Consider the following 18,830-nt stretch of genomic DNA (forward strand, 5'->3'; position numbering starts at 1 on the left):
ACGGTTCAGGCCACCTTCCGCGCCGCGTACTCCGCGATCTCCACCATCGGCGGGCGCTCCTCCGTGTCCACGGAGTACGTCCGCGGCTCGAAGCCGGCCTCACCCCGTTCGAACTGGGTGAGCGCCGGGCGGACCAGATGCCCGCGGGCCAGCCGCAGCTGCGCGGTGCGGTAGATCGCGGCGGCCATCCGGCCCAGCGCCTGTCCGTCCTGGTGCCGGTGCTTGCGCACTCCGACGTCGACCTGCGCGAGCGCGTCCAGGCCGACCAGATGCAGCGAGTCCACCAGCATGCCCAGCTCGATGCCGTACCCCACCGGGAACGGCAGCTGCTCCAGGAGCGAGCGGCGGGCCGCGTACTCACCGCCCAGCGGCTGCACAAAACCGGCCAGCTGCGGCCAGTGCATGTTCAGCAGTGGGCGCGCCATCAGCTCGGTGACCCGGCCGCCCTGCCCGGCGGCACCGGCCAGCGGACGGTCGTACATCCCCTTCACCAGGTCGACGCCCGGCTCGGTCAGCAGCGGGCCGACGATGCCGGAGACGAAGTCCGAGGAGAACTCCCTCAGGTCCGCGTCGATGAAGCAGACGATGTCGCCGCTCGTGGCGAGCAGCGAGCGCCACAGCACCTCGCCCTTGCCGGGCACGGCCGGGACGCGCGGCAGGATCGCGTCGCGGTGCACCACCCGGGCGCCCGCCGCGGCGGCCACCTCGGCGGTGCGGTCGGTGGAGCCGGAGTCGACGACGACGATCTCGTCGACCAGCGGTACCTGGAGCATCAGGTCGTGGCGGATCACGGCGACGATGTCGCCGACGGTCTCCTCCTCGTTCAGCGCGGGCAGCACGACGCTCACCGACTGCCCCGTGGTGCGTTTGGCGGCCAGGAGGCGGTGCAGCGGGCGATCGCTCACGGACCAGGTGCGGGTCCTCAGCCAGCGCTCGACTTCTTCCAGCACGGTCCGTGGCTCCTCACTCTGGACAGTGTGTGATCCATCTCGCCGTTCGGACGACTCTCTCAACTGTCCTGGCCTTCGGTTACAGTCTTGAACAACGCTGATGACCATCGCATGTCGGGGGTCCATGGCGTACACAACCGAACAACAACCGCATACAGCTCATCCAGAGGGGCAGAGGGAAACGGCCCGTTGAAGCCCCGGCAACCCTCCAGCCGGTCTCGTACCGATCACCGTGGATTACCGTGGATCATTGTTGATCCGATCACTGTGAATCGTCGTCGCGAGGCTCCCGGCTAGGGAAGGTGCCAAATCCGTCTCACGACGAGATGCGTCGTGAGGAAGATGAGGAGAAAGGGCCTCGCCTCACATGGCTGTGCAGACTGTCGCAAACGCCGACAATTCCACCGTAGACCTCGGTCCCGCTTCGGCGCTGTCCTGCCGGGAATGCGGCCACCGCGTCCCGCTCGGACCTGTCTTCGCCTGCGAGGAGTGTTTCGGCCCGCTGGAGATCGCCTACGACTTCTCGGCCTACGACGCCGAGGAACTCCGCAAGCGCATCGAAGCGGGCCCCGCGAACATCTGGCGCTACGCGCCGCTCCTTCCCGTCCCGGCCGACGTCGCCGACAAGCCGAACATCAACCCCGGCTGGACCAAGCTCGTCAAGGCACACAACCTGGCGCGCGAGCTGGGCGTGACCGGCGGGCTGTACGTGAAGGACGACTCCGGCAACCCGACCCACTCCTTCAAGGACCGCGTCGTCGCCCAGGCCATCGAGGCCGCGCGTGCCTTCGGCTTCACCACCCTCTCCTGCTCCTCGACCGGCAACCTGGCCGGCGCGGTGGGCGCGGCGGCGGCCCGCGCGGGCTTCCGTTCCTGCGTCTTCATCCCGCACGACCTGGAGCAGGGCAAGGTCGTCATGGCCGCGGTCTACGGCGGCGAGCTCGTCGGCATCCAGGGCAACTACGACGACGTGAACCGCTTCTGCTCCGAGCTGATCGGCGACTCGGCCGGCGAGGGCTGGGGCTTCGTCAACGTCAACCTGCGGCCGTACTACGCCGAGGGTTCCAAGACGCTGGCGTACGAGATCTGCGAGCAGCTCGGCTGGCGTCTGCCCGACCAGCTGGTCGTACCGATCGCCTCCGGCTCCCAGCTCACGAAGATCGACAAGGGGCTCCAGGAGCTGATCAAGCTCGGGCTCGTCGAGGACCGGCCGTACAAGATCTTCGGCGCCCAGGCCGAGGGCTGCTCGCCGGTGTCCGTCGCCTACAAGGCCGGGCAGGACGTGGTGCGGCCGCAGAAGCCGAACACCATCGCCAAGTCGCTGGCCATCGGCAACCCGGCGGACGGTCCGTACGTGCTGGACATCGCGCGGCGGACGGGCGGGGCGGTGGAGGACGTGACCGACGAGCAGATCGTCGACGCGATCCGGCTGCTGGCACGTACCGAGGGGATCTTCGCGGAGACCGCCGGGGGTGTGACGGTCGGTGTCACCAGGAAGCTGATCGAGAACGGTCTGCTGGATCCGACGCTGACGACGGTCGTGCTCAACACCGGGGACGGCCTCAAGACGCTGGACGCGGTGGCCGACACGGGGTTGACCGCGACCATTCGTCCCAACCTGGAGTCGTTCCGGGAGGCCGGCCTCGGCTAGTCGTTTTTGTCTGCGGGTCCGTCGTGGCTGGTCGCGCCCGCGCGGCGGTAGCCGCAGATCCAACACAGCCCCGTGCCCCTGAGAAGCAGCTGACCGGAGGTTCAAAGTGAGCGTTACCGTCCGCATCCCCACCATTCTTCGTACCTACACCGGCGGTCAGGCCGAGGTTCCGGCCGAGGGCGGCACCCTCGGTGAGGTCATCGACGACCTGGAGAAGAAGCACGCCGGGATCGCCGCCCGGGTACTCGACGACCAGGGCAAGCTGCGTCGGTTCGTGAATGTCTATGTGAACGACGACGACGTCCGGTTCGAGCAGGGGCTGGAGACGGCCACCCCGGACGGTGCCGGAGTGTCGATCATTCCGGCCGTCGCGGGCGGCTGAACCCGGCGATCAGTTACCGCAAGTAAGCGCGGTTACGAAGAGTTCATTGAGTTGCCCCCTCCGTGAGAGAAGCGGAGGGGGCAATTCTGTAGGGTTGAGCGCGGTAGAGTTGGGGAACCACGGCGGCTCGCATGCCGGACGCATATGAGTGGCGTATCCACTCGGGCGTCGCGTTGCGATGAGAAGTAGCCAAAGTGTGTGGTTCTTTTGCGCCTTATGTTCGCTATGCCGGGCCCGACTTGCCCCGAACTCTGGTGAATTCTCCGTAAATTCCCGACCGGTCCTGCCCGGATTTCTCGTCCGATTGACCTGTTGCAGACGGCAGTTGGACAGATACATTCAGCCGCGGTCGACGCGTTCCGGCGCACGCCCCCGTCCGATGGGGTCGTAGGTCTGACCCGGATCCGCGAAGTGTGGATCTGTGCAAGGGCCAGTAATAGGGGAGTTAGGCATGGCTCAGGGCACCGTCAAGTGGTTCAACGCGGAGAAGGGGTACGGCTTCATCGCGGTCGACGGTGGTGCGGACGTCTTCGTCCACTACAGCGCCATTCAGATGGACGGCTACCGCACCCTGGAAGAGGGCCAGCGGGTGGAGTTCGAGATCTCGCAGGGCCAGAAGGGTCCGCAGGCCGACATGGTTCGCGTCGCCGCCTGAACATTTCACGCGAAGGGCCCGTACCCGGCAGGGTACGGGCCCTTCCATGTGTCCGGAACCCGACCCCCGGGGCCCGCCCCGCGCCCCTCGCGCCGCCCCCTCGCGCGGTCCGCTTCACGAGCGCACCTTGCACTCGCCATGCCCGAGTGCTAATCATTGGCGTTAGCACTCTGAAGGTGAGAGTGACAACGAAGGACCGGGTCGGTGAGGCCCGCAGGCCGGGTGGGGCAGAGAACCACGAGGTGTGCGAGCCGTCCGTCGCGGGCGCGGGCGCGGTCCGAAGGAATCACCCCCAGTCCTGGAGGGACCACTTCACATGGCCAAGATCATCGCGTTCGACGAGGAGGCGCGGCGCGGCCTTGAGCGCGGTATGAACCAGCTCGCCGACGCCGTCAAGGTCACCCTCGGCCCCAAGGGCCGCAACGTCGTCCTTGAGAAGAAGTGGGGCGCCCCCACGATCACCAACGATGGTGTCTCCATCGCCAAGGAGATCGAACTCGAAGACCCGTACGAGAAGATCGGCGCCGAGCTGGTCAAGGAAGTCGCCAAGAAGACGGACGACGTCGCCGGCGACGGTACGACCACCGCGACCGTGCTCGCGCAGGCCCTCGTCAAGGAAGGCCTTCGCAACGTAGCCGCGGGCGCCAACCCCATGGCCCTCAAGCGTGGCATCGAGAAGGCCGTCGAGGCCGTCTCCTCCGCCATCCTGGAGCAGGCCAAGGAGGTCGAGACCAAGGAGCAGATCGCCTCCACGGCCTCCATCTCCGCCGCCGACACCCAGATCGGCGACCTGATCGCCGAGGCCATGGACAAGGTCGGCAAGGAAGGCGTCATCACCGTCGAGGAGTCGCAGACCTTCGGTCTCGAGCTTGAGCTCACCGAGGGCATGCGCTTCGACAAGGGCTACATCTCCGCCTACTTCGCCACCGACATGGAGCGCATGGAGGCGTCGCTCGAGGACCCGTACATCCTCATCGCGAACTCCAAGATCTCCAACGTCAAGGACCTGCTCCCGCTCCTGGAGAAGGTCATGCAGTCGGGCAAGCCGCTGCTGATCATCGCCGAGGACGTCGAGGGCGAGGCCCTGTCGACCCTGGTCGTCAACAAGATCCGCGGCACCTTCAAGTCCGTCGCGGTCAAGGCCCCGGGCTTCGGCGACCGCCGCAAGGCGATGCTGAACGACATCGCGATCCTCACGGGTGGCGAGGTCATCTCCGAGGAGGTCGGTCTCAAGCTCGAGAACACCTCCCTGGACCTTCTGGGCCGTGCCCGCAAGGTCGTCATCACCAAGGACGAGACCACCATCGTCGACGGTGCCGGCTCCTCCGAGCAGGTTCAGGGCCGGGTCAACCAGATCCGCGCCGAGATTGAGAACAGCGACTCGGACTACGACCGCGAGAAGCTCCAGGAGCGCCTGGCGAAGCTCGCCGGCGGTGTCGCGGTCATCAAGGCCGGTGCCGCCACCGAGGTCGAGCTCAAGGAGCGCAAGCACCGCATCGAGGACGCCGTGCGCAACGCCAAGGCGGCCGTCGAGGAGGGCATCGTCGCCGGTGGCGGCGTGGCCCTGCTCCAGGCCTCCGCGGCGCTGGACAAGCTGGAGCTCGTGGGCGACGAGGCCACCGGTGCGGCCGCGGTCAAGCTCGCGCTCGAGGCCCCGCTGAAGCAGATCGCCGTCAACGCCGGCCTCGAAGGCGGCGTTGTGGTGGAGAAGGTCCGCAACCTCCCCGTGGGTGAGGGCCTGAACGCCGCGACCGGGGAGTACGTCGACATGCTCGCCGCGGGCATCCCCGACCCGGCGAAGGTGACACGTTCCGCACTTCAGAACGCCGCCTCCATCGCCGCGCTGTTCCTCACCACCGAGGCCGTCATCGCCGACAAGCCGGAGAAGGCGGGCGCCGCCCCGGCCGGCGGCGGCATGCCGGGCGGTGACATGGACTTCTGATCAACTCCGGTTGATCCAGCGTCCTTTGCCGAGGGCGGCACCTCCCGAACTCCGGGGGGTGCCGCCCTCGGGCGTTTCCCCGCCGGTGCGTTGGCATGTGCCGACGGCACACGCCGTCAACCGGAGTGGCACATCCGCGTCCACGCAAGCCCTCCATGCCTCCCCGCAAGGGGGATCTTTGTTCGCTTCCCGCCCCTCGGAGCGTGAACTCCCGCTAGCGTGCGGCGCATGCGGATTCTTCAGCTGTCCGACACCCACCTCGAGCGCACACCCGGCCCGAACCGGCACGGTGTCGACGCGACCGAGTCACTCCAGCTGATGCTGGCCGAGCTGCGCCACCAGCCCGGCGTCGACATGGTCCTGGTGACCGGCGACATCGCCGACGACGGCGCGGTCGAGTCGTACGCCACCGCCCGTGAGCTCTTCGGCCGGTTCGCTGCGGAGCTGGGGGTGCCGCTGTTCTTCACCACCGGCAACCACGACGACCGGGCGGCCTTCGGCAAGGTGCTCGGCAGCGGGCATCTCGCGGCCGACGGCTCCGAGCGCGCGGACATGGTGATGTCGTCGCCCGAGGGTGAGCGGGCCGCCGTGAGCTCGGTGCGCGGGTACCGGATCATCACCATGGACTCGCTGGTGCCGGGCGAGGTCTTCGGTCTGCTCAGCAACGCCCAACTCGACTGGCTGAACGAGGTGTTGCGGGTCCAGGCCGACCGCGGCACGGTCGTCGCCTTCCACCATCCGCCGATCTCCATGGACGTCGACGTCCAGCGGGCGTTCGGGCTGCGCAACCCGCGCACACTCGCGGAGGTGCTGCGCGGCAGTGACGTACGGGTGGTGCTCACCGGGCACTTCCACCTCCAGCTGCTCGGCGTGCTGGCCGCGGTGCCGGTGTGGGTCACGCCGGGTGTGATCAGCCGCACCGATCTGACGGCCCCGCAGGGGACCGAGCGGGTGGTGCGCGGGGGAGCGGCGTCGCTGATCGAGGTGGGCGGGGCGATGGGCCCGATGTTCCACACCCTGCACGCGCGCGACCCCCGGGCCCACGAGACGCTGTACGAGCTGGACGAGCAGCAGGTCGACAAGCTCATCGACGAGCGCGGCACGGCCCGCTGACCCGCACGGGGAGCCGTACGCCCGCCCACGCCCGCCCACCCCGTCTCTCGCCTCTCCTCTCGCACTCAGGTCCTGACCAGCATCTCTTGAGTAAGTCAATCAACTGACTTAACGTTGCCTGAGTCAATCACCTGTGTTGTCTCGGAGGGCCCGAACATGTCCGACGCTCCTGCCCGTCCCGTCGAGTCCGGGGGAGCACCGCCGACCCGGACCAGCACCGTGGTCGCGGTGCTGGCCTTCAGCGGAATCGTCGTGGCGCTGATGCAGACGCTGGTGATTCCGATCGTCCCGGAGCTGCCGCGGCTGCTGGACGCGCCCGCGTCCGACACCGCCTGGGCCGTCACCGCCACCCTGCTCGCCGCCGCCGTCGCCACCCCGGTCACGGGCCGGCTCGGGGACATGTACGGCAAGCGGCGGATGCTGCTGGTCAGCGTGGCGATGCTGATCGTCGGCTCGGTCACCGCGGCGCTCAGCGAGTCGCTGATCCCGATGGTGGTGGGCCGCGTACTCCAGGGCCTCGCGGCCGGTGTCATCCCGCTCGGCATCAGCATCATGCGCGACGAGCTGCCCGCCGAACGGCTCGGCTCCGCCACCGCCCTGATGAGCGCCTCGCTCGGCGTCGGCGGCGCGCTCGGACTGCCCGCCGCCGCGCTGATCGCCGACAACTTCGACTGGCACGTCCTGTTCTGGACCTCGGCCGTCCTGGGGGTCGTCGCCGGGGTGCTGGTCGTGACCCTGGTGCCGGAGTCCCGGGTCCGCACCGGCGGCCGCTTCGACCTGGTCGGCGGGCTCGGTATGGCGGCCGGACTGGTCTGTCTGCTGCTCGCCATCTCCAAGGGCGGCGACTGGGGCTGGACGAGCGGCACCACACTCGGTCTCTTCGGCGCGGCGGTCGTGGTGCTGCTGGTCTGGGGCTGGTGGGAGCTGCGGATCCAGGAGCCGCTGGTGGACCTGCGGTCCACCGCCCGCCGTCAGGTGCTGGTGACCAACCTCGCCTCCGTGGCCGTCGGCTTCGCGATGTTCGCGATGTCCCTGGTCATCCCGCAGATACTCCAGATGCCGTCGGCCACCGGCTACGGCCTCGGCCAGTCGATGCTCTCGGCCGGTCTGGTCATGGCCCCGTCGGGCCTGGTCATGATGGCGACGGCGCCCGTCTCCGCGGCGGTCTCCAAGGCCCGCGGCCCCAAGGTCACCCTGATGATCGGCTCGCTGATCGTGGCCGGCGGCTACGGCCTGAACATCCTGCTCATGGACCAGGTCTGGCACTTCGTCCTGGTGTCCTGTGTCATCGGGGCCGGTATCGGCTTCACCTACGGCTCGATGCCCTCGCTCATCATGGGCGCGGTCCCGGCGTCGGAGACGGCCGCCGCGAACAGCCTCAACACCCTGATGCGGTCCATCGGAACATCAACGGCCAGCGCGGTCGCGGGCGTCATCCTCGCCCAGATGACCACGGTCTTCGGCGGTGTCGCCCTGCCCTCCCAGGACGGCTTCCGCACGGTCCTCGCGATCGGCGGGGGCGCGGCGCTGCTCGCCTTCGCGGTGGCCGCGTTCATCCCGAAGCAGGGCCGGGCCGACGGCACGCTCCTGGCCTCGTCCGGTCCGGGCGGCCGCACGGTGGAGCCGTCGAAGGCCTAGGCGGGCCGGGCGCCGCGGGGCGGGCGGGACTCCGCGGAACCGGCCGGGGAGTGTCAGAGGTTGCCCATCGGCTCGATGTCGACCTTCACCGGGGTGCCCCACACCCGCAGCACCTCGTAGTCGGTGAACTCGTGGACCAGCCGGTAGGCCATCGCGGGCCGTGAACCGCGCCGCTGGGCGGCGATGTACAGCTCGGCCTCCCGGCGGTCGCGGCGCGGGGTGCCGCACAGCTGCCACTCCTGGCCGTTCCACAGCTCCGGCAGCCAGCGCTGCTGGGGCTGCGGGCGGTCCTCGCGCACCCCGTAGCGGGACGAGGCGCCGGAGGAGGGGCCCGCGGGCAGTGCCGGGCCGTTGAACTCGGCCCGGCGGGCCGCGCGGCGCCGGGTCTCGCACAGCAGACACAGGTCGGGGGCGCTGTCGTCGACCGGTCCCGTGGGGTGTTCCGGGCAGCGGGTGGTGGGCGCCGCCGTACTGACGCTGTCCGAGAGCAGGTCCAGGGCGCGCTGGAGATCGGACTTGACCTCGTGCAGCTTGGCGTCCGGGGTGGTGGTGGCCAGCGCCTCGCCGTGCTCACCGAGGAGACGGAGGGCACGGCCCAGGGCGGTGAGTTGGGCGTGGTTCATGGGACCAGTGTGCTCCCTCGCACCACGGGAGTTACGTCGCCTCCGGCAGCCGTACCCCGCGCAGGCCGACGGTGTACGTCGCCAGGAAGCCGACCGCGTAGCCGGTGAGCAGGCCGCCCGCGTACACCGCCGCCGTGAGGCCGAGCCCGCGGTCTCCGGCGAGCAGCGGGAACAGGGCCCAGCCGGACGGGCCGATCGCCGTCGCGCCGACCCGCACACCGAGCATCGCGAAGACCCCGATGAACGCCCCGCCGGCCGCGCCGCCCGCGCAGGCCGTGAGGAACGGGCGGCCGAGGGGCAGCGAGACGCCGTAGATCAGCGGTTCGCCGACGCCGAGCAGCCCCGCGGGGAGCGCCGACCTGATCGTCGTACGCATCGAGGTGTCGTGGCGGAGCCGGACGTAGACCGCGCTCGCCGCGCCGACCTGGCCCGCGCCCGCCATCGCGAGGATCGGCAGCAGCACGGTGTAGCCCTGCTGTTCGACGAGGGTGGTGTGGATGGGGATCAGGGCCTGGTGCAGGCCCAGCATCACCAGGGGCAGGAAGAGTCCGCCGAGGACCAGGCCCGCGAGGGCGCCGGTCGTGGACAGCAGCCAGGTCGACGCGGTGCCGATGGCCGAGGAGACGGCGCCGGCCGCGTACATCAGGCCGTAGAGCGTGGCGAGGCCCGCGACGAGGACGGTGAGGGTGGGGGTGAGGAGCACGTCCAGGGCGGGCGGGACGTGCCTACGGCACCACTTCTCGACGTACGTGCCGAGCAGCGCCGCCGCGAGGGCGCCCAGGACGCCGCCCTGGCCGGGGGAGAGCGGCACGTCGAACGCCGTCACCTTCGCGACGCCCGGGTAGACCACGACCGCCGCCACCGCGCCGCCCAGGACGGGGGTGCCGCCGAACTCCTTCGCCGTGTTGAGGCCGACGAACACCGCGATCAGCGCCATGAAGCCGGACGCCACGGCGGTGAGGGCCGGGGTCACTCCGGGCAGCAGGCCGGCGTTGAGGAGGAGGCCGTTGAGGCCGGCGAGGATGCCGCAGCCGATCAGGGCGGGGATGAGGGGGACGAAGACGTTCGCGATCCGGCGCAGGGCGAGTTTCGCCGGGGTGGCGTTGCGTTGCCGCTGTTCCTCGCGCAACCGGGTGCCGTGGGCGGCCAGTTGGTCGGCGGTGGCGGGCTGCCGGCGCAGCAGTTCCTCGAACTCCGCCGTCACGCCGGTGACCACGCCCGGGCCCAGCACGATCTGGTACGTGTCGTCGGCGACGGTGCCGAGGACGGCGGGCAGGGCGCGCAGTGCCGTCTCGTCGACGGCGGTGGGGTCGGCGAGGCCGAGGCGGAGGCGGGTCATGCAGTGGGCCACGGAGGTGACGTTGGCTGCGCCGCCGATCAGGGGGAGGATGGCGGCGGCTGTGGCGGTGGGGTTGATTCGCACGGGCCGAGCCTGCGGGGTTCCTCCGGAACGGGGCGAGTGTGGCACGCCGGGCTCCGCCGGACGGGGTGGCCGTTCTTCGTCCGCGGGCCGGCGGGGGCTTTTCGCGCAGTTCCCCGCGCCCCTGAAAAGCGTCGTTCGGCCGCGGGTCCGTCGTGGCTGGTCGCGCAGTTCCCCGCGCCCCTGAACCCGCGTAGCCGCGGGCCCGTCGTGGCCGCTCGCGCAGTTCCCCGCGCCCCTGAACCCGCGTAGCCGCGGGTCCGTTGTGGCTGGTCGCGCAGTTCCTCGCGCCCCTGAACCCGCGTAGCCGCGGGCAGGCGGGCCGCAGGGCGGCACGGGTGGGCGTGGCGGCGCCCCGTCGGCGCCGGGTTGCGTGACGCCCCGTCCTCAGCCCCCGCGCCGGGGCACAGGCAAGCGCCCCGCACCCCCTACACGCCCCCGTCCAGCACCCTTCGCCATTCGTCGACGGCTGCCGTGGAGACCGGGCCAGTCCAACCCGTGGGGCGGGCCGCGCCGCCGATGTGGAAGCCGGTGACGCCCGCCCCCAGCAGCGCGGGCACGTGGTCGAGCCGCAACCCGCCCCCCACAAGAATCCGCGGCTCGTACCCCGGCTCCCCCACCCGTCCCGCCTCCACCAGCAACGTGGACATCCCCTCGTCCACCCCACCGGCCGCCCCGGCGGTCAGATACGTGTCCAGCCCCGGCAACCCGTCCAGCTGCTTGCGCAGCGCGTCCCGGTCCGCCGCCCGGTCGATCGCCCGGTGGAAGGTCCAGGCGCAGCCGTCCAGCACCGACACCACCCGCTCCACCGCGTACAGGTCCACCCCGCCGTGCGTGTCGAGGAACCCGAGGACGAACTCCTCCGCCCCCGCCCCCCGCATCCGCCGGGCCGCCTCCACCAGCCGCTCGGTGTCCCCCGCGGCGAACCCGTCCGCGAGCCGGAGCATCACGCGCAGCGGGATGTCGACGGCGGCCCGGATCGCGGTGAAGGTCCCGACCGGCGGCGTCAGTCCGTCGGCCGCCATGTCGGTGACCAGTTCGAGGCGATCCGCACCCCCGGCCTGGGCGGCGATCGCGTCCTCGGCGTCGAGCGCGATCACCTCCAGGACTGCACGCGAACTCATAGGACCCCTTCCCGTGGGTTTCCCTTGGTTTCCCTGAAGCGGCTACAGGTCTAGTCCAATATCAGAGTACGCCGGGAACATGCAGGCCGCGAGAGTGCCCCCGCCCGGGACGGCGTGAACCAGTCACGCGTAGAGGTTCAGTTCTCCCGCCTCCACCCCGGCCAGCTCGAACCCGCCGGCACCCGCCGACCGCCCCGCGTACAGCCGGACGAGGGTCGGGGCGTCGCCGATGAACCGTGCTCCACGACCCGCATCAGCGCGGCCGAACAGTGCGCCAGCACGTCCCGTACCGTCCACTCCGGACAGCCCCGCGTCCGGATCCCGAAGTCCTCCGCCGCCCGGCCCCGCAGCAGCGGCACCAGCGCGTCCCGCTCGGTCGTCAGCAGCCGCCCCGGCAGCCCGGCGTCCCGTACCTGTGCGTCCCCATCGGTATGCGTCATGCGATCAACGCTAGAGCCGCGACCCCGCCCCGCGGGAGAATGCCGACATGGCCGATCTCCACGCCCTGCGCACCCGTTTCAGCGACGCCCTCGAAGGGGTCCGGGCCGGCTCCGGGGGCCCCGATCCGGGGCCGTACGCCGACGAGCTGCTCACCCGCTGGCAGGAACCGCAGCGCCGGTACCACACGCTGACCCACCTCACGGCGGTCCTCGACCACGTCGACGAGCTGGCCGGGTACGCCGACGACCCGGACGTCGTACGGCTCGCCGCGTGGTTCCACGACGCCGTCTACCGGCCCGACCGGGCCGAGAACGAGGAGCGCTCGGCCCGGCTCGCCGAGCGCGCGCTGGCCGAGGCCGGTGCGGAGGAGGCACGTACCGCCGAGGTGGCGCGGCTGGTGCGGCTGACCGTCACCCACGCCCCGACCACCGGCGATCGCGACGGCCAGGTGCTGTGCGACGCGGACCTGGCGATCCTGGCGGCGCCCCCGTCGGCGTACGCCGCGTACACGGCCGCGGTCCGCGAGGAGTACGGATTCGTCCCGCAGGACGCCTTCCGCACGGGCCGCGCCGCGGTCCTCGACCAGCTGCTCGCCCTGCCCGCCCTCTTCCACACCCCGCACGGCAGGGAGCACTGGGAGCGGACCGCGCGGTACAACATCACCGCCGAGCTGGAAATGCTGTCGCCCGCGTGACCGCCGCCGCATAGCCTGCGCGCATGCGGATTCAGGGTGGGCAACAGGCGGCGGAGCACATACGGCGATCGGTCGCGGACGCGGTCGAGGCGTTGCGGCCGGCGGTGGACCGGGACTGGGCGGAGATCAACGCCGGCCCGCTGACGTGGAGCTGCCGGCGCACGGCCGAGCATGTCGCGAGCGACCTCGTCGCGTACGCGGGACAGCTCGCCGTACGGGCGAAGAACGCCTATGTGCCGTACGACATCTCGGTCGAGGGCAGCGAGGAGGGCTTCGACCCGGCGGACACTCCGGGGCTGCTCCAGGTGATCGAGACGACCGGCGCGCTTCTCGCCGCCGCCGTGGCCACCGCGCCGCGTGACGCGCGCGGCTTCCACCCGTACCCGTTCCGCAGCGCCGACCGGGGCGGCTTCGCGGCGATGGGCATCGCGGAGGTGCTGCTGCACACCCACGACATGGCCGAAGGTCTCGGCCTGCCGTACGAACCGGCCGCCGAGCACGCCGAGTTCGTGCTGCGCACGATCTTCCCGCACGTCCAGCCGGACACCGATCCATGGCGCACCCTGCTGTGGGCCACCGGCCGCGGCGAACTGCCGGGGCGGGCACGGGTGACCGGCTGGAAATGGTCCAACAACCTCGTCCTGCCCGCGGAACGGCTCACCCTGGAGGGCCTCACGCCGGCGGCCGCCGCCGATCTGGTCGCGGGCGGCGACGGCGGGTTCGACTGGATCGAGGGCGGGCCCATGGACGGCACCCGGGTCGCCGCCGACCTGCTGATGAAGGCGTACGGGAAGGGCGTACTGCGCCCCGAGTTCGGGGTCTTCGTCCTCGTCCGCGCCGACGACGACCTCGCGATCGGCGGGATGGGCTTCCACAGCTCGCCGGACGAGGACGGCCGTGTGGAGATCGGCTACGACCTCGTCGAGGCGGCCCGCGGCCAGGGATACGCGACCGAGGCGCTGCGCGCCCTCGCGGCCTGGGCCCTGAAGCGGGACGACGTGCGCTCGCTGTTCGCGACGGTCGAGCCGGAGAACACCGCGTCGCAGGCGGTCCTGACCCGCGCGGGCTTCCGGCGGGTCGCCGTCGAGGACGGGGCGGACCACCTCGCCTACGAGCTCCACTAGGGCCAGCCCGAGCCTCAGGGGCGCCGGTGGCCCCAGCGCCCCCGGCGGTCTCAGCGGCCCCAGTGCCCCCGGCGGCCCCAGCGCCCCCGGCTGTCTCAGCGGCCCTTGGGCCTGCGCAGTCCGGACCCCGTCAGCAGCCGCACCACGTCGCGGCTGCTGACCTCCAGCGCTCCGGCCCGCACGGCGTCGGCGTAGCGGTGCGACGGGATGTCGTAGTGGTCGCGCTCGAAGGCCCGCCGCGGTACGCCCAACCGCTCGGCGAACGTGTGGAGTTCGTCGTAGGAGAGATCGCTGACCAGGTGGGACCACATACGTCCGTGGCCCGGCCAGGTCGGCGGATCGATGTAGACCGTCACGGGGCCGGCGTCCCGCCCGGACGCAGTGAGCCGAGCGCCGCGACCTTCACACCCGCCTCGTGGCACACCCAGTGCGGGTCGGGGCCCAGCTCGGGTTCGATGTCCAGCGCGTGCGGTTCGCCCGTGCCGCAGACCGGGCACAGCGGCCAGCGCCCGAACCGGTCCATCAGCGCGTCCTGGACGTCCTGCGCGACCAGCCCCGCCACGAACGCGGCGCCGTCCGGCCACTGCTGTACCCACCAGCGGCGCTCCACGACGGACTGCTCCACCAGCGAGACCACGTCGGCCTCGGCCACCTGGTCCGCGACCAGATCCGCGAGCACGAGGGCGCGTGCCGCGTGCAGGGCCTGTTCGAGTGGGCTGATGGGATCCATGCACCCATTGTGCGCACTCTTGACCCGCACACCGAACCGAAAATATCTTTCAGTGGTGACCCAGAAAGTGAAGGAAATTTTCGGCGGCGGTACGGGGGCTTCGGCCTCGTCGTCCTCGTCGCCCTCGCAGCCCTCCCCGCCTCCGCCCGCCGCCCTCGCCGCGAAGGTGCGCACCCTCGCCCCGTCGATGACCCGCTCCATGCAGCGCGTCGCCGAGGCCGTCGCGGGCGACCCGGCCGGCTGCGCGGCCCTCACGGTCACCGGCCTCGCCGAACTCACCGGCACCAGCGAGGCGACCGTCGTCCGCACCGCCCGGCTGCTCGGCTACCCCGGCTACCGCGATCTGCGCCTCGCCCTCGCCGGCCTCGCCGCCCAGCAGCAGTCCGGGCGCGCGCCCGCCATCACAACCGACATCGCGGTGGACGACCCGATCGCCGACGTCGTCGCCAAACTCGCCTACGACGAGCAGCAGACGCTCGCCGACACCGCGGCCGGACTCGACACCGTGCAGCTCGGCGCCGCGGTGACCGCGGCCGCGGCCGCCCGCCGCATCGACGTGTACGGCGTCGGGGCGTCCGGCCTGGTGGCGCAGGACCTGACGCAGAAGCTGCTGCGCATAGGGCTCATAGCCCACGCGCACTCCGATCCGCACCTCGCGGTGACCAACGCCGTGCAGCTGCGCACCGGCGACCTCGCCGTCGCGATCACCCACTCCGGGACCACGGGGGATGTCATCGAGCCGCTGCGGGTGGCGTTCGAGAGCGGCGCGACGACGGTCGCGATCACCGGGCGGCCGAACGGGCCCGTCACCCAGTACGCCGATTACGTCCTGACGACGTCGACGGCCCGCGAGAGCGAGCTGCGGCCCGCGGCGATGTCCTCGCGGACCGGTCAGCTGCTGGTCGTGGACTGTCTGTTCGTGGGCGTGGCCCAGCGGATGTACGAGACGGCGGCGCCGGCGCTGTCCGCGTCGTACGAGGCGCTGGCGCACCGGCACCGGTAGCTGGGCGCTCCGCCGGGGGTGCCGTGTTCGTCCGCGGGCCGGTGGGGCCTGGTCGCGCCCCGCGGCGGAGCCGCATGTCGATACAGCCCCGCGCCCCTGAGGCGTTGCCGGACCGTGTCCGACACGACCGAGTCCCTCCCCCTCACGAAAAGAGCCGTACGACCCATGACCTCCACCTCTCGACCCAACGATCTCCGTGCCGAGTTGGAGAAGCTCACCACGGAGGCGTTCCGGCCCGAGTTGGCCGAGATCGATCGTCTGTCCACACTGGAGATCGCCACGATCATGAACGGGGAGGACGCGTCCGTTCCCGGTGCGGTGGCGCGGGAGCTGCCCCGGATCGCGGCGGCCGTCGACGCGATCGCCGAGCGGATGGCCCGGGGCGGGCGGCTGCTCTACGCGGGGGCGGGTACCGCGGGCCGGCTCGGTGTTCTCGACGCCTCCGAGTGCCCGCCGACGTTCAACACGGACCCGACGCAGGTCGTTGGCCTGATCGCGGGGGGCCCGCCGGCCTTGGTGACGTCCGTCGAGGGCGCCGAGGACTCGGCCGAGCTGGCGCGCGCCGACCTGGAGACGCTGGGTCTGACCGCCGACGACACGGTGGTCGGCGTCTCCGCGTCGGGCCGTACGCCGTACGCGGTCGGCGCGGTGGAGTACGCGCGCGGCCGGGGCGCCCTGACGGTCGGGCTGGCCTGCAACCCGCACAGCGCGCTGGCCGAGGCCGCCGAGCACGGCATCGAGGTGGTCGTGGGTCCCGAACTGCTCACCGGGTCCACCCGGCTGAAGGCGGGCACGGCCCAGAAACTGGTCCTCAACATGCTGTCGACGATCACGATGATCCGGCTCGGCAAGACGTACGGGAACCTGATGGTCGACGTACGGGCCTCCAACGACAAGCTCCGCGCACGTTCCCGACGGATCGTCGCGCTCGCGACCGGTGCGACGGACGCCGAGATCGAGTCGGCCCTCACCGCCACGGACGGCGAGGTGAAGCCCGCGATCCTGACCATCCTGGCCAACGTGGACGCCCCCACGGCAACCCACCTCCTCAAAACCGCCAACGGCCACCTCCGCACAGCCCTGACAGCGGCCCTCGACTGACGTCGATGGAGCGCTCGGGGACGTTACGCAACCCGGCGCGACGGGCTGCCGCGCCCACCCGTGCCGTGCCGCCCCAGCGACACAACTGCCCGCGGCTACGCGGGTTCAGGGGCGCGGGGAACTGCGCGACCAGCCACAACGGACCCGCGGCCGAACGACGCTTTTCAGGGGCGCGGGGAACTGCGCGAAAAGACCACCGGGGCGCGCCCGTCCCCCTACAGCAACTGCTCCGGCAGCGGTGCCGCGTGGGTCACCGTCAGGCCCGACACCGCGCGCGTCAGCGCCACGTACAGGCGGCGCAACCCCGTGCGCTCGTCCGGCTCGGCGTCCACCACGGCCCGCGGCTCGTCCAGTACCACGTAGTCGTACTCGAGGCCCTTGGCCAAAGACGCCGGCACCAGCGTGAGACGCGTCTCGGCCGTCGTCTCCTCGCCGGGACCCAGATACCCGACCCCCGCCGCGCTCAACGCCCCCGCCAGCGCAGCGACCCGCGCGTCCGACGCGATCAGCCCCACCGACCCCTCCTCCCGCAGAGCGTCCCGTACCGCCGCCACGACCTCCGCGTCACTCCCGACCGCCCGCACCTCGAACGACCCCGGGCTCTCCCGCACGGACGCCACCGGCGTCAGCCCCGGCGCGATGTGCGGCAGCAGCCGGGACGCGTACGTGATGACATCCGTCGGCACCCGGAACCCCGCCGTCAGTTCCTCGATCACCGCCGCCGGCTTGCCCAGATGCCGCAGCGCCTCCTCCCAGCTCCGGGTCGCCCAGGGCGTCGTGCCCTGCGCCAGATCGCCGAGGACCGTCGCCGAACCGGTGGAACAGCGCCGCCCCACCGCCCGGTACTGCATCGGGGAGAGGTCCTGCGCCTCGTCGAGGACCACATGCGCGAGCGAGTGCGTGCGCTCGACCAGATCGGTGGCCTCGTCGATCAGTACGGCGTCCGCCGCCGACCACTTCGCCGCCTTCACCGACCGCACGGGCTTCGCCCACAGGATCGTCTTCTGCTCGTCCGCGTCGAGCACACCCTCCGCGTGCACGGCGAGGAAGTCCGCGTCGGAGAGCAGCCGGAGGACGAGTTTCGCCGGGTCGACGGCCGGCCAGACCGTCTTCACGGCCGCCTTCACCGCGCTGTTGCGGGCCACCGCGTCCTGCACCCGGTCGTCCGGCGCCTCGCCCGACCGTTCCATCTGCACCAGCACGGCATGCGCGATCCGCTGCGGCAGGGCCTCACGCGCGGCGCCGTAGCGGATGTCCCGGGCCAGCAACTCCCGTACGGTCTCCTCCAGTTCGTACGCCGGAATGCGCCACCGGCGGGAGCCGCGCACCACGACGACGGGCTCGGTCGGCGGGGTGACGTGCGCGTACACCGCCCGCCGCAGCACCTCCGCCATCCGCGCGTCGCCCTTGATGACGGCCGCCGCCGCGTCGTCCGTGCCGCGCACCTCGACATGTGCCACGAGGTCGTCGACCGTCGCCTGCCGGACCGTCAACTCGCCCAGCGCGGGCAGCACCTGCTCGATGTAGCGCAGGAACGACTTGTTCGGCCCGATGACGAGCGTGCCGGTGCGGGCCAGCCGCTCGCGGTGTGCGTAGAGGAGGTACGCGACCCGGTGCAGGCCCACGGCCGTCTTCCCGGTGCCCGGTCCGCCCTGCACACACACCGTGCCGCCGAGCCCGGACCGTACGATCTCGTCCTGCTCCGGCTGGATCGTCGCCACGATGTCCCGCATCGGGCCGACGCGCGGGCGCTCGATCTCCTGCTGGAGCAGCTTGCTGGTACGGGCCGCCTCCGCGGGGTCGGAGAGATGCTCGTCCTCGTACGCGGTGAGGTCGCCGCCCGTGTAGCCGAAACGGCGGCGCAGCGCGATGTCCATCGGGTCCTTCTTGGAGGCCCGGTAGAACGACTGCGAGACAGGCGCCCGCCAGTCGATGACCATCGGGTCGCCCTCGCCGTCGTGCACATGACGCCGGCCGACATAGAAGCGTTCACCGTCCGCGCCTTCCGCCCGCTCGGCGCCGGGAGCGTGCAGGAAGTCCAGCCTGCCGAAGAACAGCGGGGTGTCGCTCAGGTCGGCCAGGGCCTTGATGCGCTCGTCGATCTGGCGTTCCAGGATCTGCGCGTTGACCCAGTTCGCGGTGACGTCGCTGATGTCGAGCGCCTCGACGTCCTCACGCATGGCGCGCAGCGCGGCACGGGACGAGGCGAGGTGTGAGCGCTCCCGGGACAGGGGGTCGT

17 protein-coding genes, 1 pseudogene and 1 riboswitch are annotated in these 18,830 nt (G+C 71.3%); of the genes and pseudogenes, 10 read left to right on the forward strand and 8 right to left on the reverse strand.

The genetic code is table 11. The features are described from left to right. Positions 1–5 precede the first annotated feature (5 nt). Positions 6–950 (reverse strand): glucosyl-3-phosphoglycerate synthase, encoded by a 945-nt coding sequence (locus ACIQAC_RS27790; RefSeq protein ID WP_402195379.1) that lies wholly within the window; start codon positions 948–950, stop codon positions 6–8. Between the two features lie 156 nt (positions 951–1,106). Continuing rightward, a riboswitch (SAM riboswitch) is annotated at positions 1,107–1,299 on the forward strand. A gap of 18 nt (positions 1,300–1,317) precedes the next feature. Here ACIQAC_RS27790 and thrC point away from each other — a divergent pair. The 6 genes from thrC to ACIQAC_RS27820 all read left to right on the forward strand — a co-directional run bounded on the left by thrC (position 1,318) and on the right by ACIQAC_RS27820 (position 8,331). Further along, positions 1,318–2,601 (forward strand): threonine synthase, encoded by a 1,284-nt coding sequence (gene thrC, locus ACIQAC_RS27795; protein ID WP_402195382.1) that lies wholly within the window; start codon positions 1,318–1,320, stop codon positions 2,599–2,601. 106 nt (positions 2,602–2,707) lie between these two features. After that, entirely contained in the window at positions 2,708–2,983 is a 276-nt protein-coding gene (locus ACIQAC_RS27800) for a MoaD/ThiS family protein (RefSeq protein WP_402195385.1), read from the forward strand. Positions 2,984–3,434: 451 nt separating this feature from the next. Beyond that, the gene (locus ACIQAC_RS27805; RefSeq protein WP_003949956.1) at positions 3,435–3,638 is read left to right on the forward strand and encodes a cold-shock protein; all 204 of its coding nucleotides are present in this window, start codon (positions 3,435–3,437) and stop codon (positions 3,636–3,638) included. 316 nt (positions 3,639–3,954) lie between these two features. Further along, the gene (gene groL / locus ACIQAC_RS27810) at positions 3,955–5,580 is read left to right on the forward strand and encodes a chaperonin GroEL (protein WP_402195387.1); all 1,626 of its coding nucleotides are present in this window, start codon (positions 3,955–3,957) and stop codon (positions 5,578–5,580) included. Positions 5,581–5,808: 228 nt separating this feature from the next. After that, the gene (locus tag ACIQAC_RS27815) at positions 5,809–6,693 is read left to right on the forward strand and encodes a metallophosphoesterase (RefSeq protein ID WP_402195389.1); all 885 of its coding nucleotides are present in this window, start codon (positions 5,809–5,811) and stop codon (positions 6,691–6,693) included. A gap of 156 nt (positions 6,694–6,849) precedes the next feature. Then, the gene (locus ACIQAC_RS27820; RefSeq protein ID WP_402195391.1) at positions 6,850–8,331 is read left to right on the forward strand and encodes an MFS transporter; all 1,482 of its coding nucleotides are present in this window, start codon (positions 6,850–6,852) and stop codon (positions 8,329–8,331) included. 53 nt (positions 8,332–8,384) lie between these two features. Here the strand turns inward: ACIQAC_RS27820 and ACIQAC_RS27825 are convergent, their stop codons facing one another. The 4 genes and pseudogenes from ACIQAC_RS27825 to ACIQAC_RS27840 all read right to left on the reverse strand — a co-directional run. Then, positions 8,385–8,954, reverse strand: coding sequence for a hypothetical protein (locus tag ACIQAC_RS27825; RefSeq protein WP_402195392.1), 570 nt, complete (start codon positions 8,952–8,954; stop codon positions 8,385–8,387). Positions 8,955–8,985: 31 nt separating this feature from the next. Further along, a complete protein-coding gene (locus ACIQAC_RS27830; RefSeq protein ID WP_402195394.1) occupies positions 8,986–10,377 on the reverse strand; it encodes a PTS transporter subunit EIIC in 1,392 nt (463 codons plus the stop codon). A gap of 425 nt (positions 10,378–10,802) precedes the next feature. Beyond that, positions 10,803–11,498 carry a copper homeostasis protein CutC gene (locus ACIQAC_RS27835; RefSeq protein WP_402195396.1) on the reverse strand — a complete coding sequence of 232 codons (696 nt, stop codon included), beginning with the start codon at positions 11,496–11,498 and terminating at the stop codon, positions 10,803–10,805. A gap of 239 nt (positions 11,499–11,737) precedes the next feature. Then, positions 11,738–11,938 (reverse strand): annotated as a pseudogene (locus ACIQAC_RS27840) (maleylpyruvate isomerase N-terminal domain-containing protein); the annotation flags it as partial. A gap of 47 nt (positions 11,939–11,985) precedes the next feature. On the opposite strand from ACIQAC_RS27840, the gene ACIQAC_RS27845 reads away from it, so the two are divergent. Both ACIQAC_RS27845 and ACIQAC_RS27850 read left to right on the forward strand, forming a co-directional pair. Further along, on the forward strand, positions 11,986–12,633 hold the full coding sequence (locus ACIQAC_RS27845) for a hypothetical protein (protein ID WP_402195397.1): 648 nt from the start codon (positions 11,986–11,988) through the stop codon (positions 12,631–12,633). A 23-nt stretch (positions 12,634–12,656) separates the two neighbouring features. Beyond that, complete coding sequence (locus ACIQAC_RS27850) at positions 12,657–13,757, forward strand: GNAT family N-acetyltransferase (RefSeq protein ID WP_402195399.1); 1,101 nt, start codon at positions 12,657–12,659, stop codon at positions 13,755–13,757. Between the two features lie 95 nt (positions 13,758–13,852). Here the strand turns inward: ACIQAC_RS27850 and ACIQAC_RS27855 are convergent, their stop codons facing one another. Continuing rightward, positions 13,853–14,113 carry a DUF4031 domain-containing protein gene (locus ACIQAC_RS27855; protein WP_402195401.1) on the reverse strand — a complete coding sequence of 87 codons (261 nt, stop codon included), beginning with the start codon at positions 14,111–14,113 and terminating at the stop codon, positions 13,853–13,855. After that, the gene (locus tag ACIQAC_RS27860; RefSeq protein WP_402195402.1) at positions 14,110–14,487 is read right to left on the reverse strand and encodes a hypothetical protein; all 378 of its coding nucleotides are present in this window, start codon (positions 14,485–14,487) and stop codon (positions 14,110–14,112) included. The genes ACIQAC_RS27855 and ACIQAC_RS27860 overlap by 4 nt, the downstream gene beginning before the upstream one ends. 55 nt (positions 14,488–14,542) lie before the next feature. On the opposite strand from ACIQAC_RS27860, the gene ACIQAC_RS27865 reads away from it, so the two are divergent. Both ACIQAC_RS27865 and murQ read left to right on the forward strand, forming a co-directional pair. Next, positions 14,543–15,490: a MurR/RpiR family transcriptional regulator gene (locus ACIQAC_RS27865; RefSeq protein WP_402195404.1), complete on the forward strand. Its 948-nt coding sequence runs from the start codon at positions 14,543–14,545 to the stop codon at positions 15,488–15,490. A gap of 165 nt (positions 15,491–15,655) precedes the next feature. After that, the gene (gene murQ / locus ACIQAC_RS27870; RefSeq protein ID WP_402195405.1) at positions 15,656–16,591 is read left to right on the forward strand and encodes an N-acetylmuramic acid 6-phosphate etherase; all 936 of its coding nucleotides are present in this window, start codon (positions 15,656–15,658) and stop codon (positions 16,589–16,591) included. A gap of 215 nt (positions 16,592–16,806) precedes the next feature. Here the strand turns inward: murQ and ACIQAC_RS27875 are convergent, their stop codons facing one another. After that, a complete protein-coding gene (locus tag ACIQAC_RS27875; RefSeq protein ID WP_402195709.1) occupies positions 16,807–18,771 on the reverse strand; it encodes a HelD family protein in 1,965 nt (654 codons plus the stop codon). Positions 18,772–18,830: the final 59 nt, after the last annotated feature.

The organism is Streptomyces sp. NPDC088387 (assembly GCF_044753385.1).
Classification (GTDB): Bacteria; Actinomycetota; Actinomycetes; order Streptomycetales; family Streptomycetaceae; genus Streptomyces.